Consider the following 15,747-nt stretch of genomic DNA (forward strand, 5'->3'; position numbering starts at 1 on the left):
GAGAAAATCCGCTAAACATAACTTCAGAGGTACCCGTACCGCAAACGGACACACGTAGTCGGGTTGAATATACTAAGGCGCTTGAGTGAATCACGGTTAAGGAACTAGGCAAACTGACCCTGTAACTTCGGGATAAAGGGTCCCTACCCAGAAATGGGAGGGCGCAGAGAATAGGTCCAGGCAACTGTTTAACAAAAACACAGGGCTGTGCTAATATGAAAGTAGACGTATACAGCCTGACACCTGCCCGGTGCTGGAAGGTTAAGAGGAGATGTCATCGCAAGAGAAGCATTGAATTGAAGCCCCAGTAAACGGCGGCCGTAACTATAACGGTCCTAAGGTAGCGAAATTCCTTGTCGGGTAAGTTCCGACCTGCACGAATGGTGTAATGATCCGGACGCTGTCTCAACCGTGAGCTCAGTGAAATTGTAGTATCGGTGAAGATGCCGATTACCCGCGATGGGACGAAAAGACCCCGTGAACCTTTACTATAGCTTAGCATTGAATTTGGGCACGCGATGTGTAGGATAGGTCGGAGGCTTTGAAGCAGGCACGCCAGTGTTTGTGGAGCCGCTGTTGAAATACGACCCTTCGTTTGTTTGAGTTCTAACTTCGGGTTGAAGGACATTGCTTGGTGGGTAGTTTGACTGGGGTGGTCGCCTCCAAAAGCGTAACGGAGGCTTCTAAAGGTGCCCTCAGGACGATCGGTAACCGTCCGCAGAGTGTAATGGCATAAGGGCGCTTGACTGGGAGACAGACAAGTCGAGCAGGTAGGAAACTAGAGCATAGTGATCCGGTGTTTCCGTATGGAAGGGACATCGCTCAAAGGATAAAAGGTACTCCGGGGATAACAGGCTGATCCCTCCCAAGAGCTCATATCGACGGAGTGGTTTGGCACCTCGATGTCGGCTCGTCACATCCTGGGGCTGGAGAAGGTCCCAAGGGTTGGGCTGTTCGCCCATTAAAGTGGCACGCGAGCTGGGTTCAGAACGTCGTGAGACAGTTCGGTCTCTATCTATCGTGGGCGTATGAAATTTGCGTGGCTCTGACACTAGTACGAGAGGACCGTGTTGGACCGACCTCTGGTTTACCGGTTGTGCCGCCAGGCGCATCGCCGGGTATCTAAGTCGGGATCGGATAAGCGCTGAAAGCATCTAAGTGCGAAGCCGGCCACAAGATTAGATTTCTCAGGGTCGTTGAAGACGACAACGTTGATAGGATGCAGGTGTAAAGCTGGAGACAGCAAAGCCGAGCATTACTAATTGCCCGTCAGCTTTCCTTATCCGCGCGGAGCGGATGGAAAAGTCATCGGAAGGATGATATATACGTTTAGCATGAATGAAGTGCTGAAATTGCTTGCTTGTGAGTCATGAATATATAAAGATATTCAGGTGACTATTGCACGAAGGTTCCACCTCTTCCCATTCCGAACAGAGAAGTTAAGCTTCGTCACGCCGATGGTACTGCGCAAGTGGGAGAGTAGGTAGTCGCCGTCTTAACGGAAGCCCTGAAGCGGAAACGCTTCGGGGCTTTTTTGTATCCGTAACTCAGATTTTATTGTATCTTTGTAACTGATTAAATCTGATTATATTGTTTTTAAATTATCGAATAAGTATGAGAACACGCATCTTACACCGTTGGAAAACGGTTTTTCTAGGGGGATTATTGGGAATATCTTCATTGTCGGCACAGGCAGAGGGAGCTGACTATACACCAACTCCAGAGAATCTGCAAGCCCGAAAAGAATTTCAAGATGGTAAGTTTGGTATATTTCTGCATTGGGGAATCTATAGCATGTTTGGCCAAGGAGAATGGTATATGAATACCGCTAACATTGATTGCCATGAGTATGCGAAAGCTGCATCAGGATTTTATCCTTCACGTTTTAATGCGCAGGAGTGGGTAGCTGCAATCAAAGCTTCCGGAGCCAAATATATCTGCATTACTTCCCGCCATCATGATGGATTCTCTATGTTTGATACGAAATATTCAGACTATGACATCGTGGATGCGACTCCTTTTAAGCGGGATGTGATAAAGGAGCTGGCCGAAGAGTGCCGCAAGCAGGGAATAAGATTGCATTTATATTATTCGCATCTGGACTGGACACGTGAAGATTATTATCCGTTGGGAAATACGGGGCATGGAACTGGACGTACTTCACATGGGGAATGGGCAACTTATTATCAGTTCATGAATCATCAGCTTACGGAATTGCTGACTAACTATGGTCCGATTGGTGCTATTTGGTTTGATGGGATGTGGGACCAGCCCGATGGGTTTGACTGGAAGTTAGAGGAACAGTATGAACTGATTCACAAATTACAGCCTGCATGTCTGATTGGAAACAATCATCATAAAACACCTTACCCAGGTGAAGACTTTCAGATGTTTGAACGTGACCTTCCCGGTGAGAATAAAGCTGGGTTGTCTGGGCAGTCAGTGAGTGCTCTTCCGTTGGAAACTTGCGAAACGATGAATGGCATGTGGGGGTACAAAATAAAAGACCAGAATTATAAGTCGGTTACTGATTTAGTTCGTCTGCTGGTACGTGCGGCAGGTAAAGGAGCTAATCTGCTGATGAATATCGGCCCTCAGCCTAATGGTGAACTTCCGGCTGTAGCTGTAGAACGTTTGAGGGGAGTAGGAGACTGGATGTCGAAATATGGGGAAACCATTTATGGCACTACTGCAGGAAATGTGATGAGTGCTTCGTGGGGGACTACTACCCGTAAGGATAATATGCTTTATGTACATTTACTAGCGGACCACATGCCTCAGTTTGTGACTTTGCCAGTGACGGAAAAAGTCATTTCTTCTACTTTGTTCGGTACCGATGAAAAAGTAAAATGGGAGAAAATTCAAGGTGGAATCGTATTGCATACAGAAAATCTGAAACCTTCTGTAGACTGTATTGTGGTCTTAAAACTGAAATAATTTGAATTTAAAATAAGAAAAAAGGATTGTCTGACACTTCAATAGTTGTGACAATCCTTTTTCTTGTTTATATTTACCACAAGAAAAATTAAATATCATGGTGATAAAAACAATTTTGGATACAGACTTATATAAGTTTACTACTTCATACGCTTATATAAAGTTATTCCCTTATGCCATTGGAACCTTTACTTTTAAAGATAGGGATGAGACTGAATATACGGAAGGATTTCTGGAAGCTTTGAAAAACGAAATCCATAATCTGGAAATGGTGAAGCTGACATCGGAAGAGCAGGAATACATGACGACACATTGTCGCTTTCTGCCCAGTGTGTATTGGGAGTGGCTTTCTTCCTTCCGGTTTGATCCGAATAAAATAGAAGTATGGTTGGACGACCAGCATCATTTGCAAATGACGGTGACTGATTATCTGTATAAGGTGACTCTTTATGAAGTGCCGCTACTGGCCATTGTTTCTGAAATAAAAAATCAATTCTTGAATCGTATTCCTGACAAGCAGGCAATATTGGCAAAACTGGCTGAAAAGGTGAATATGTCGAATGCACACCAGATGCCTTTCTCAGAGTTTGGTACACGTCGACGCTTCTCTTTTGACGTGCAGAAACTGGTGGTGGAATATCTGAAGGAACATGCACAGTATTGTACCGGTACATCCAACTGTCACTTGGCTATGAAATATGATATGCGTCCTATGGGTACCCATCCTCATGAATGGTTTATGTTTCATGGGGCTCAGTTTGGTTACAAGCATGCCAACTATATGGCATTGGAGAACTGGGTAAACGTGTACGATGGTGATTTGGGAACAGCCTTGTCGGATACTTATACATCTGATTCATTCCTCAGCAATTTTAGCCGGAAGCAGGCAAAGTTGTTTGACGGTGTACGTTGTGATTCCGGCGATGAATACGAATTTATAGAGCGGTTGATCGCCCGATATAAGGAATTAGGAATAGACCCGACTACCAAAACGATTATCTTCAGTAATGCCTTGGATTTCGAGAAGGCACTGAAGATTTATCAGTATTGCCAGGGAAAAATCCGCTGTTCCTTTGGTATCGGTACCAACTTGACGAACGACACAGGTTATCAGCCATCTAACATTGTGATGAAATTATCACGCTGCAAGATGAGTCAGAGTCAGGAATGGCGTGAATGTGTCAAGCTTTCGGACGATATGGGCAAGCATATGGGAAGCATGACAGAGGTAGAAGCCTGTCTGCATGAGCTACGTTTGCTTACAGAATGATAGATTTATAGTCTGTTGCTTTTGTTTGTGTGAATTTGTTGTTTAAATAGTGAAAAAACTTTCTTTTTATTTTCTTATTTCAAAATATTGTATACCTTTGCAGCATCTAAAATGAAATAGATAAAACGAACGATTATGAATAACTTGTTTTTACATATTTTGCTATGCGGTCTGATTAATCTGCTGGAAAGCCCAGTGGGAAGTGAGTCGTGCGCATACTGATAGTAAAAATGAAATTATATCAAGCCTTTCTCACTTCCTTGTGCGAAAGGCTTTTTTTTGAGATAACAAGAAATAAAAAGATAATATTATGAGTGACAGATTATTTATTTTTGATACGACTCTTCGCGACGGGGAGCAGGTACCGGGATGTCAGTTGAACACTGTAGAAAAAATTCAGGTAGCAAAGCAGTTGGAAGCATTAGGTGTGGATGTAATTGAAGCCGGTTTTCCGATTTCAAGTCCGGGTGATTTTAATTCCGTGATTGAAATTTCGAAAGCGGTGACTTGGCCGACTATCTGTGCGCTGACTCGTGCCGTACAGAAAGATATTGACGTGGCGGCAGAAGCTTTACAATATGCCAAGCATAAACGTATTCATACGGGAATCGGTACTTCTGATTCGCATATCAAATATAAATTCAATTCAACCCGTGAAGAAATTATTGAACGTGCAGTAGCTGCCGTGAAATATGCAAGACGTTACGTAGATGACGTGGAATTTTACGCAGAAGATGCCGGACGTACGGACAATGAATATCTGGCACGCGTAGTAGAAGCAGTAATCAAGGCTGGAGCTACGGTAGTAAATATTCCGGATACCACAGGCTATTGTTTGCCTGATGAATATGGTGCAAAAATCAAGTACCTGATGGAGCATGTCGACGGAATAGACAAAGCAATTATCTCTACTCACTGTCATAACGACTTGGGCATGGCTACAGCCAATACCATCAGCGGAGTGCTGAACGGTGCCCGACAGGTGGAAGTAACCATTAACGGTATTGGTGAACGTGCCGGAAATACCTCGTTGGAAGAAGTAGCCATGATTTTACGCTGCCACCATGACATTCAGATTGATACCAACATCAATACACAGAAAATCTATCCTACCAGCCGTATGGTGTCCAGCTTGATGAACATGCCGGTACAGCCTAACAAAGCTATCGTGGGACGTAATGCCTTTGCGCATTCTTCGGGTATCCATCAGGACGGTGTGCTGAAAAATGTGCAGACTTACGAAATCATTGACCCTAAGGATGTGGGTATCGATGATAATGCCATTGTGCTGACTGCACGTAGCGGACGTGCTGCCTTGAAGCATCGTTTACATGTGCTGGGAGTGGAAATGACTCAGGAAAAACTGGATAAGGTATATGAAGATTTCTTGAAACTGGCTGACAAGAAGAAGGATATTACAGACGATGACATCTTGGTATTGGCAGGAGCTGACCGCAATGTGAATCACCATATCAAACTGGAATACTTGCAAGTGACAAGTGGGGTAGGTGTTCGTTCGGTAGCCAGTCTTGGACTGAACATCAGCGGAGAACATTTTGAAGCAGCTGCTACAGGTAACGGACCGGTGGATGCTGCTATCAAGGCTGTGAAACAGATTATCAAGCGCCAGATGACTTTGAAAGAGTTTACCATTCAGGCCATCAGCAAGGGTAGTGACGATGTGGGTAAAGTACACATGCAGGTGGAATACGACGGCCAGATGTATTATGGTTTTGGCGCCAATACCGACATCATCGCCGCATCAGTAGAAGCATATATCGATTGTATCAATAAATTCAGAAAATAATAAATTAAACGAGAAACGTATGGCTAATACATTATTCGACAAAATATGGGATGCACACATCGTGCAGAAGGTGGAAGACGGACCTACCCAGTTGTATATCGACCGTCTGTACTGTCATGAGGTAACCAGTCCGCAGGCTTTTGCCGGAATGCGTGCCCGTGGATTGAAGTGCTTCCGTCCGGAACGTATCTATTGTATGCCGGACCACAATACGCCGACTCATGACCAGGACAAACCTATCGAAGACCCGGTATCTAAGGCACAGGTAGATGCGCTGGCAAAGAATGCAGCTGATTTCGGGTTGACGCATTTCGGAATGATGAACAAGAAAAACGGTATTATCCATGTGGTAGGTCCGGAACGAGGACTGACGCTGCCGGGCATGACGATTGTGTGTGGTGACTCACATACTTCTACTCATGGAGCGATGGGAGCAGTAGCTTTTGGTATTGGTACCAGTGAGGTGGAAATGGTAATGGCTTCACAGTGTATCCTTCAGGCACGTCCTAAGACCATGCGTATCACGATTGACGGTAAGCTGGGTAAGGGTGTTACGGCAAAGGACGTAGCATTGTATATGATGTCGAAAATGACTACGAGCGGTGCAACCGGATATTTTGTGGAATATGCGGGTGAAGCCATTCGCAGTCTGACAATGGAAGGCCGTCTCACATTGTGTAACTTGTCGATTGAAATGGGAGCTCGTGGAGGTATGATTGCTCCGGATGAAGTGACTTTTGAATATATTAAAGGACGTGAATATGCTCCCAAAGGTGAAGAGTGGGACAAGGCTCTGGCTTACTGGAAAACATTGAAGAGCGACGACGATGCGGTATTTGATAAGGAAGTACGTTATGACGCTGCAGATATTCAGCCGATGATTACTTATGGAACCAATCCGGGCATGGGCATGGCTGTTACATCGCATATTCCTACTACGGAAGGCATGAGCGAAGTAGAAAAAGGTTCTTTCGAAAAATCCATGCAATACATGGGATTCCAGCCGGGGGAAAGTTTGCTGGGCAAAAAAGTAGATTATGTGTTCTTGGGAGCTTGTACTAACGGACGTATTGAGGACTTCCGTGCGTTTGCTTCTATCGTGAAGGGAAGAAAGAAAGCCGATAATATCACTGCATGGCTGGTTCCGGGTTCTTGGATGGTAGACGAGCAGATTCGTCAGGAAGGACTTGACAAAGTGTTGGAGGAAGCTGGATTTGAAATCCGTCAGCCGGGATGTTCCGCTTGTCTGGCTATGAACGACGACAAGATTCCTGCCGGAAAATATTCAGTATCTACAAGTAATAGAAATTTTGAAGGACGCCAGGGACCGGGTTCACGTACCTTGCTGGCAAGTCCGTTGACTGCTGCTGCGGCTGCCGTAACCGGTGTGATAACAGATCCAAGAACGTTAATGTAAAAAATGAGTGTCATGAAACAGAAATTCAATATCATAACAAGTACTTGTATCCCTTTGCCATTGGAAAATGTGGATACTGACCAGATTATCCCGGCACGCTTTCTGAAAGCAACTACACGCGATGAAAAATTCTTCGGAGACAATTTGTTTCGCGATTGGCGTTATCATCCGGATGGTTCGTTGAACAAGGATTTTGTGCTGAACAATCCTAAATACAGCGGTCAGATTTTAGTGGCTGGAAAGAACTTTGGTAGCGGTTCCAGCCGTGAACATGCTGCATGGGCTATTGCCGGATATGGTTTTCGGGTGGTAGTTTCAAGCTTCTTTGCCGATATTCATAAGAACAATGAACTGAATAACTTTGTTTTGCCGGTGGTGGTGAGCGAAGAGTTCTTGAAAGAGCTGTTTGCTTCGATTGAAGCCGACCCTCAGATGGAAGTAGAAGTGAACTTACCGGCACAGACCATTACCAACAAGGCAACTGGAAAGTCTGAAACATTCGAAATCAATGCCTATAAGAAGCATTGTCTGATGAACGGACTGGATGACATAGACTTCTTGGTAGAGAATAAAGATAAGATAGAGGCTTTTGAAAAGGCACGCAACTGACCGTAAAAAAGAGTGATTATGAATAATCATCCGAGAATAGAGATAATGGACACTACGTTACGCGACGGGGAACAGACCAGTGGCGTATCGTTTGTCCCTCACGAGAAGTTGATGATAGCCCGTTTGTTGCTGGAGGATTTGAAGGTAGACCGAATCGAAGTTGCTTCAGCCCGCGTGTCGGATGGTGAATTCAATGCAGTAAAAATGATTTGTGACTGGGCTGCACGCAGAGGTTTACTGCAGCGGGTAGAAGTCCTGGGATTCGTTGACGGAAAGATGTCGGTCGACTGGATTCATGATGCAGGAGGACAGGTAATCAACCTGCTTTCGAAGGGATCTGAAAAGCATTGCCGCTATCAGCTGAAGAAGACTTTGGAGGAACATCTGGCCGACATACGGAATACGGTAGACTATGCGCACGAAAGAGGGCTTGAAGTCAATTTGTATCTGGAAGACTGGAGTAATGGTATTAAGGATTCACCGGACTATGTATTCGGTTTGGTAGATGGTTTGCGCGACAGCGGTATCCGTCGTTTCATGCTTCCTGACACCTTGGGAATTCTCAATCCCTTGCAGGTCATCGAATTCATGCGTAAAATGAAGAAGCGTTATCCTGACCTTCACTTTGATTTTCATGCGCACAATGACTATGATTTGGCTGTAAGTAACGTGTTGGCAGCTGTATTGAGTGGGGTGAAAGGACTGCATACCACCATCAACGGGTTGGGAGAGCGGGCAGGCAATGCTCCTCTGGCCAGTGTGCAAGCTATCTTGAAGGATCATTTCCATGCCATTACGCGCATCGATGAAAGTCGCTTGAATGATGTCAGTCGGGTAGTGGAATCTTATTCCGGTGTGACGATTCCTGCCAACAAACCTATTGTGGGAGAAAGTGTGTTTACACAGGTGGCTGGCGTACATGCTGATGGAGACAATAAGAATAAACTTTACTTCAACGACCTGCTTCCGGAACGTTTCGGACGTGTGCGTGAATATGCCTTAGGAAAAAATTCCGGGAAAGCCAACATCCGCAAGAATCTGGAAAGTATGGGACTGGAACTGGATGAAGAATCCATGCGAAAAGTCACCGAACGAATCATTGAACTAGGCGACCGCAAAGAACTGGTCACTCCTGAGGATTTGCCGTATATCATCAGTGATGTATTGAAGCACGATGGCATACAAAATAAGGTAAGACTGCTTAGTTACTTTGTGACCCTTGCCAAAGGATTGAAGCCGATGGCCACGCTTAGTATTGAGATTAACGGGAAGACCTATCAGGAAAGTTCCAGCGGTGACGGACAGTATGATGCTTTTGTACGTGCGTTGCGTAAGATATATAAAGGAACTTTAGGAAGAAAATTCCCGATGTTGCTGAACTATGCTGTGACCATTCCTCCTGGTGGTCGTACGGATGCCTTTGTGCAGACCGTTATCACCTGGAATTATGAGGATAAGGAGTTCCGTACAAGAGGGTTTGATGCCGACCAGACAGAGGCAGCCATCAAGGCGACAATTAAAATGTTGAACATGATAGAAGATTTAAATTAAAAGCATACAATTATGGATTTTAAAATAGCAGTATTAGCCGGCGACGGAATAGGACCGGAAATCTCCGTTCAGGGAGTAGACGTTATGACAGCCGTTTGTGAGAAGTTTGGTCATAAGGTAGATTATAAATATGCACTTTGTGGAGCACATGCCATCGATGAAGTGGGTGATCCGTTTCCTGAAGAAACTTACCAGATTTGTAAGAATGCCGATGCCGTACTGTTCTCTGCAGTAGGCGACCCGAAATTTGATAATGACCCGACCGCAAAGGTACGTCCGGAACAGGGATTGCTGGCTATGCGTAAGAAACTCGGACTTTTTGCCAATATTCGTCCAGTACAGACCTTCAAGTGTCTGGTACACAAATCTCCATTGAAAGCCGAACTGGTAGACGGTGCAGATTTTCTCTGTATCCGCGAACTGACCGGCGGTATGTATTTCGGTGAAAAATACCAGGATAATGACAAGGCATACGATACGAACATGTATACTCGTCCGGAAATTGAACGTATCTTGAAAGTCGGCTTTGAATATGCAATGAAACGCCGTAAACACCTGACCGTAGTAGATAAAGCCAATGTATTGGCTTCTTCTCGTTTGTGGCGTCAGATTGCACAGGAGATGGCTCCTCAGTACCCGGAAGTGACTACCGACTATATGTTTGTGGATAATGCAGCCATGAAGATGATTCAGGAACCCAAGTTCTTCGATGTAATGGTTACAGAAAATACGTTCGGCGATATTTTGACAGATGAAGGTTCAGTAATCAGCGGTTCAATGGGCTTGTTGCCTTCGGCTTCTACAGGAGAGAGCACACCGGTGTTTGAACCGATTCACGGTTCATGGCCACAAGCAAAGGGATTGAACATTGCCAATCCGCTGGCACAGATTCTTTCCGTAGCCATGTTGTTTGAATATTTTGACTGTAAGGAAGAAGGTGCGCTTATCCGTCGTGCAGTAGATGCTTCTTTGGATGCCAATGTACGCACTCCGGAAATTCAGGTAGAAGGCGGAGCAAAATATGGAACAAAAGAAGTTGGTGCCTGGATTGTAGACTATATTAAGAAGGTATAAGACGAAATATCTTATTAAAAAGAAAGGGAGGTCGCTTCATGGCAGGCCTCCCTTTTTATGTTTAGAACTTCTTGATTCGGATGTGGCAGTAGGGTTCTCCTCCTGTCTTGTCATAGTAGTGCTGGTGATAATCTTCAGCCGGCCAGAATTCTGATGCCGGAGTAAGGCGGGTATTTACCTCGTAGCCTTTTTCTCTTAACAGCTGGATGATTGCTTCAGCTTCTGCTTTCTGCGCTTCGTTCAGATAAAAAATCTCACTTCGGTACTGCGGACCTATGTCAGGACCTTGTCCGTCTGTCTGTGCCGGGTCGTGTATCTCGAAGAAAAGTTTGCACAATTCCTTGTAAGTGGTCTGCTCCGCATCGTATTCCACTAATACGGCTTCTGCGTGTCCCGTAGAGTGTGCTTTTACTTCCTGATAAGTTGGGTGCTGTTCTTTTCCTCCCGTATATCCTACTGTGCTGCCCACGACTCCTTTGGCTCTCTCCATCTGGTGTTGTACTCCCCAGAAGCATCCGCAGGCAAAAATGGCTTTTTCTATTTTCATGATAATCGTCTGTTTAATGATTGTTCAAACTTACAAAAAAATATTGTAATCCCTCCTGAGTTAGAGGAAGAAATACTACCTTCGTCGCAAATTCAAACGAAAGAAGAAATGAAATACATTGTGTGTATTCTTTGTGTATGGGTACTCAGTCTTCCTTTGCAGGCCCAGTCATATAATGATGTGGTAGAGCAGGCAATGGACTGTGTGAAAAAGGACAGTCTTGTGCAGGCGGAACGTCTTTTCCGGCAGGCACTGAAAATGGAACCGGATAATGCCCGGAATGCCCTGCTGTTTTCGAATTTAGGTACGGTGCAGAAGCGTATGGGAAAGACAGATGAGGCCATTGAATCTTACACGCTGGCATTGAATATCATACCCTATTCCACCACCATGTTATTGAACCGGGCTGCTCTCTATCTGGAAAAAGACTTGATACAAAAGGCGTATCTGGATTATTGTAATGTAATCGACCTTTTGCCCAAGAATCTGGAAGCTCGTCTTTTTCGTGCCTATATTTATATGCAACGTCGCGAATATAAAGAAGCACGTGTAGATTACAATGTGGTGCTGGAGCAGGATGTGAAAAACAAGACGGCACGTATCGGGATTATCATGTTGGACGAGAAGGAAGGACGACATCAGTCAGCGATGGACGCTATGAATCTGCTGGTTTCAGACTATCCTCGTGATGTATCCGTACTTCGGATGCGTGCCAATATGGAGTGGGAACACGGACAGGCTGAGGCTGCTTTGTTCGATTTGGATGAAGTCTTGAAGCTTGACTCGCGGGACGCATCTTGCTATGTGATGAAGGGAGATATTTATTTACAACAGAAAAGAAAAGCAGAAGCCCGAGAGGCATATGAGAAGGCGTTGGAATTGGGAGTATCTCGGGCTGAATTGGCTGAAAAACTGAAACAATGTAAATAGTATTTGATAAAAACTTTCGTTTTTGTTTGTACTTTTTAAAAAGTTTTTGCTATCTTTGCCTAAAATAGGTGACGTGTGATGCAAATTCGTTCGGTTATAAAATTGGGAGTAGTGCTTTCCGTGGTACTTTTTTGTATCGGGATTGCTTTTTATGGTTTTGCCCGTTTAAGTATGGCCGATAAGGAAAGCCGTGTAGATGTTTTTGAATTTATTCCTAAAGATTGTGCGGGTATTCTTGAAACGGATAACATTGATAATTTTATGCATGGCTTTTCACAGGCAGCCTACTCTTCTCAGTTGGATACGCTTCATCGTGCTGGTTTGATGAATGATATATTGAGCGATTTGAGTCGGTATTCTTCAGCGGCAGCCCATGGACTTTCCTATCAAATGAATCATGTGGTATTCAGTTTCCATTATCCCCATACAGCCATGGATGTGGTGGCTTATTTCCGTATTGGGAAAGAAGGAAAGCATCAGCTTATTGAGGCGGTAAAAGGAAAACATGGAGCTGATTTTGTGCCGAAAAAAGAAATTTATCGGGGCAAGAAAATAGAAATTTATCCACTTAGTTCTACGAAATATCTGTCAGTGTATACTACAGATGGTTTGGTAGTAGTCAGCTATCAGAAAAAATTGATAGAGCAGGTGATTGATGCAGTGAAGGACAATAGTTCACTCCGTGAAGATTCGGTTTTTACTTCTATTCATCACCCTCAGCCGGCTAGCTTTATTACGATTTATGGGCGTACACCTTCAGTCCCATTCTTAGGAAAAGAGTCCTGCCATAGTTGGAGTGAATATGATATTCATTTGAACAGCGAAGTCTTTTATTTGAGTGGGCAGATGAAAGAAGAGCAAGCCGATTGTCTGGACCGTATGTTGCAGGCTGTCAATACAGTTCCTGTAGTTTCTGATAAAGACAGTTTACTGGTGGTATCGGGGCGTGAGCGAGTAGACTCTTGTATCTCTAAGGTGATTGCCTCTCCCTCTCACACCCTGTTTGATGAGTGTGTGTCAAATTTATCGCGTGATGCTTCCTATATTATGGTGACTGATATGGAAAAAGTGGCAGCTTCACCTGAACAGTTTGTTTCATATCTTCCTCCATTCCTTATTCGTCATGCTGATTTATTCCGTTCTTTTATTCTTTCTATACAGTTTACGGAAGTAAACAATCGCTTGTCGCATATCTTTGTGTTTACGTATAAAGAGTGATTGGATTTATCTTAATCGGTTCTTTTCAAAGTGAGGACCTGCTTTGAGGTGAAAATAAAGTAGTGATACTACTGTCAGTGAGGCTCCGAACAAGTAGGCTATTTTGAAGGTAGCAATTTCGGCCAAATATCCTCCTGTAAGCATACCTATTCCCAAGCCTACATCCCATGAAGTCAGGTAAGTGCTGGTGGCTGTGCCACGCTGGCTGTTGGGGGCTAAATTTACAAACAGGGTATTGTAAGCTGGAAACATAGTACCAAATCCTATTCCTAACAGTAGTGAAATCAGGAAGAAAATTCCCGTAGTCACTTCTAAATTCCACTTGACCAGCCATCCGCATGCAGTCAGAGCGAAGTAACATCCACTTACTAGATACAATCCTGCCGCAATTACTTTGGTGACTAATCCTTTGTCGACAAGTCGGCCACTGAATAGGCGGCTCACTGCCATGCCGACAGCCATCAGCGTAAAGAAGAATCCGGTTTCTGCTGTAATACCTATTTCTTGCGCATACATGGCCACGTAGTTGGTAGTCATTCCATAAGGAATGGAGAGCAGCAGGAGGGTGAATCCCGCAGGAAGTCCTTTCAGCAGAATGAAGCGGTCGAGCGATATAGGAGCACGCTTCACTGGAGCCTTATAAGGTGTACGAACGGTCCAGGCCGCTATAAATCCGATTACACACGAACCGAGCGCATACGAGAAGATAGTCGTATAAGAAGCTCCTCCACTGTGCAGGAACAGACCGAACATGGGACCGATTGACATGGCAATGTTGTTGGTAAGTCCATAGTAGCCCAACCCTTCTCCTCGTCGGGAAGACGGCATGATATCGATAACCAGCGTGTTTCCTCCTACCGTAACCATACCGAACGAAAATCCGTGCACAATGCGGAAGATAATAAATAAGGTCAGTGCTGTTGCAGTCATATAGCCGGCAAAAATCAGTGTGAAAATGAAATAAGCCAGCAGGTATAATGGTTTTCGGGCAAATGTATCCAGAATATATCCGGAGAAGGGGCGGATACATAAAGAGGAAATCGTATAGCAGGAAAGAATGACTCCAATAGCGGTATGTGAAGTGTGGAATACTTCCGACAAGTAAAACGGAAGAATGGGGGTAAGAAGCCAAAATCCGAAATAGAGCAGGAAGTTGGCAGCCAGGATGGCACAGAAACTCGGGGTGACAAGTTTTTCTTTTTCCATATTTCGCCGAAAGAAAAAGGGGAGATGGCTGGTTTGAATAGATAAACACGGATTACACTAAGGAAGTCGATACCTCCGGTGTAATCCGTGTTCTTATGATGATGCTATAAATCAGTTCGCTGATTCAAATTCTTCAAGGAAGCGTGTGTCATTTTCAGAGAACATACGCAAGTCTTTAACTTTGTATTTCAGGTTGGTGATACGTTCCACTCCCATACCGAATGCATAACCGGTGTAGACTTTACTGTCGATACCGTTTGCTTCCAGTACAGCCGGGTCTACCATACCGCATCCCAAAATTTCTACCCATCCGGTATATTTACAGAACGGACAGCCTTCGCCACCACAAATGTCACAGCTGATATCCATTTCAGCACTGGGCTCTGTGAACGGGAAGTAAGACGGACGAAGACGGATTTTAGTTTCCGGGCCGAACATTTCTTGTGCAAACTGCAGCAACACCTGTTTTAAGTCTGTAAACGAAACGTTCTTGTCGATATACAGACCTTCTACCTGATGGAAGAAGCAGTGTGCACGGTAGCTGATAGCTTCATTACGATATACACGTCCCGGACAGATTACACGGATAGGAGGCTGTGACACTTCCATTACGCGGCTCTGTACAGAAGAGGTGTGTGTACGAAGAATAATGTCAGGGTGACTTTCAATGAAGAATGTATCCTGCATGTCGCGTGCGGGATGGTCTTCTGCAAAGTTCATGGAAGAGAATACATGCCAGTCATCTTCTACTTCCGGACCGTCGGCAATAGTAAAGCCCATACGGCTGAAAATATCGATGATTTCATTGCGGACAATCGTCAACGGATGACGTGTTCCAAGATTAACCGGGTAAGCTGTACGGGTCAGGTCAAGTTCGGCAGCTCCGTTGTCCTGATTGTCGAATGCTTCTTTTAAGGTTGCAATCCGTTCCTGTGCAAGGTTCTTCAACTCATTTAATTTCATACCTACTTCTTTCTTCTGTTCAGCAGGTACATTACGGAAGTCAGCCATCAGTGCGTTGATGGCACCTTTTTTGCTCAGGTATTTGATTCGTAACGCTTCCAGTTCTTCTGGATTCTGCGCTGTGAGTCCTTTTACTTCCTGAAGCAACTGTTCTATTTTTGCTAACATATCTCTTCTTTAATTATTTTGTTTGCAAAGGTAAGGATTTAAACTGAAAA

General features: G+C 44.5%; 12 protein-coding genes and 2 rRNA genes. 11 read left to right on the top strand and 3 right to left on the bottom strand.

The window, feature by feature from the left end:
• From BACPLE_RS08175 to leuB, 9 genes are all read left to right on the top strand, one after another.
• Positions 1-1,282: ribosomal RNA gene (locus BACPLE_RS08175) — 23S ribosomal RNA — on the top strand; the annotation flags it as partial.
• Positions 1,283-1,387: 105 nt separating this feature from the next.
• Positions 1,388-1,496: ribosomal RNA gene (rrf, locus tag BACPLE_RS08180) — 5S ribosomal RNA — on the top strand.
• A gap of 118 nt (positions 1,497-1,614) precedes the next feature.
• Positions 1,615-2,937 carry an alpha-L-fucosidase gene (locus tag BACPLE_RS08185; protein ID WP_007560760.1) on the top strand — a complete coding sequence of 441 codons (1,323 nt, stop codon included), beginning with the start codon at positions 1,615-1,617 and terminating at the stop codon, positions 2,935-2,937.
• Between the two features lie 97 nt (positions 2,938-3,034).
• Positions 3,035-4,207 (top strand): nicotinate phosphoribosyltransferase, encoded by a 1,173-nt coding sequence (gene pncB / locus BACPLE_RS08190; RefSeq protein WP_007560762.1) that lies wholly within the window; start codon positions 3,035-3,037, stop codon positions 4,205-4,207.
• Between the two features lie 310 nt (positions 4,208-4,517).
• Positions 4,518-6,014 (top strand): 2-isopropylmalate synthase, encoded by a 1,497-nt coding sequence (locus BACPLE_RS08195; RefSeq protein ID WP_007560764.1) that lies wholly within the window; start codon positions 4,518-4,520, stop codon positions 6,012-6,014.
• Between the two features lie 19 nt (positions 6,015-6,033).
• Positions 6,034-7,431, top strand: coding sequence for a 3-isopropylmalate dehydratase large subunit (gene leuC, locus BACPLE_RS08200; protein WP_007560766.1), 1,398 nt, complete (start codon positions 6,034-6,036; stop codon positions 7,429-7,431).
• Between the two features lie 12 nt (positions 7,432-7,443).
• Entirely contained in the window at positions 7,444-8,040 is a 597-nt protein-coding gene (leuD, locus tag BACPLE_RS08205; RefSeq protein WP_040312887.1) for a 3-isopropylmalate dehydratase small subunit, read from the top strand.
• 18 nt (positions 8,041-8,058) lie between these two features.
• A complete protein-coding gene (locus BACPLE_RS08210) occupies positions 8,059-9,591 on the top strand; it encodes an alpha-isopropylmalate synthase regulatory domain-containing protein (protein WP_007560770.1) in 1,533 nt (510 codons plus the stop codon).
• 12 nt (positions 9,592-9,603) lie between these two features.
• A complete protein-coding gene (leuB, locus tag BACPLE_RS08215) occupies positions 9,604-10,665 on the top strand; it encodes a 3-isopropylmalate dehydrogenase (RefSeq protein ID WP_007560772.1) in 1,062 nt (353 codons plus the stop codon).
• Positions 10,666-10,726: 61 nt separating this feature from the next.
• Here leuB and msrA read toward each other — a convergent pair whose 3' ends face one another.
• Positions 10,727-11,212 (bottom strand): peptide-methionine (S)-S-oxide reductase MsrA, encoded by a 486-nt coding sequence (gene msrA / locus BACPLE_RS08220; RefSeq protein ID WP_040312719.1) that lies wholly within the window; start codon positions 11,210-11,212, stop codon positions 10,727-10,729.
• A 108-nt stretch (positions 11,213-11,320) separates the two neighbouring features.
• On the opposite strand from msrA, the gene BACPLE_RS08225 reads away from it, so the two are divergent.
• Positions 11,321-12,142 carry a tetratricopeptide repeat protein gene (locus BACPLE_RS08225; RefSeq protein WP_040312721.1) on the top strand — a complete coding sequence of 274 codons (822 nt, stop codon included), beginning with the start codon at positions 11,321-11,323 and terminating at the stop codon, positions 12,140-12,142.
• Positions 12,143-12,220: 78 nt separating this feature from the next.
• Positions 12,221-13,360, top strand: a complete 1,140-nt coding sequence (locus tag BACPLE_RS08230; protein WP_007560779.1) for a hypothetical protein — start codon at positions 12,221-12,223, stop codon at positions 13,358-13,360.
• 6 nt (positions 13,361-13,366) lie between these two features.
• On the opposite strand, the gene BACPLE_RS08235 is transcribed toward BACPLE_RS08230, so the two are convergent.
• Positions 13,367-14,566: an MFS transporter gene (locus BACPLE_RS08235; protein WP_040312722.1), complete on the bottom strand. Its 1,200-nt coding sequence runs from the start codon at positions 14,564-14,566 to the stop codon at positions 13,367-13,369.
• Positions 14,567-14,677: 111 nt separating this feature from the next.
• Positions 14,678-15,697, bottom strand: coding sequence for a phenylalanine--tRNA ligase subunit alpha (pheS, locus tag BACPLE_RS08240; protein ID WP_007560786.1), 1,020 nt, complete (start codon positions 15,695-15,697; stop codon positions 14,678-14,680).
• Positions 15,698-15,747: the final 50 nt, after the last annotated feature.

The organism is Phocaeicola plebeius DSM 17135, from assembly GCF_000187895.1.
GTDB lineage: Bacteria > Bacteroidota > Bacteroidia > Bacteroidales > Bacteroidaceae > Phocaeicola > Phocaeicola plebeius.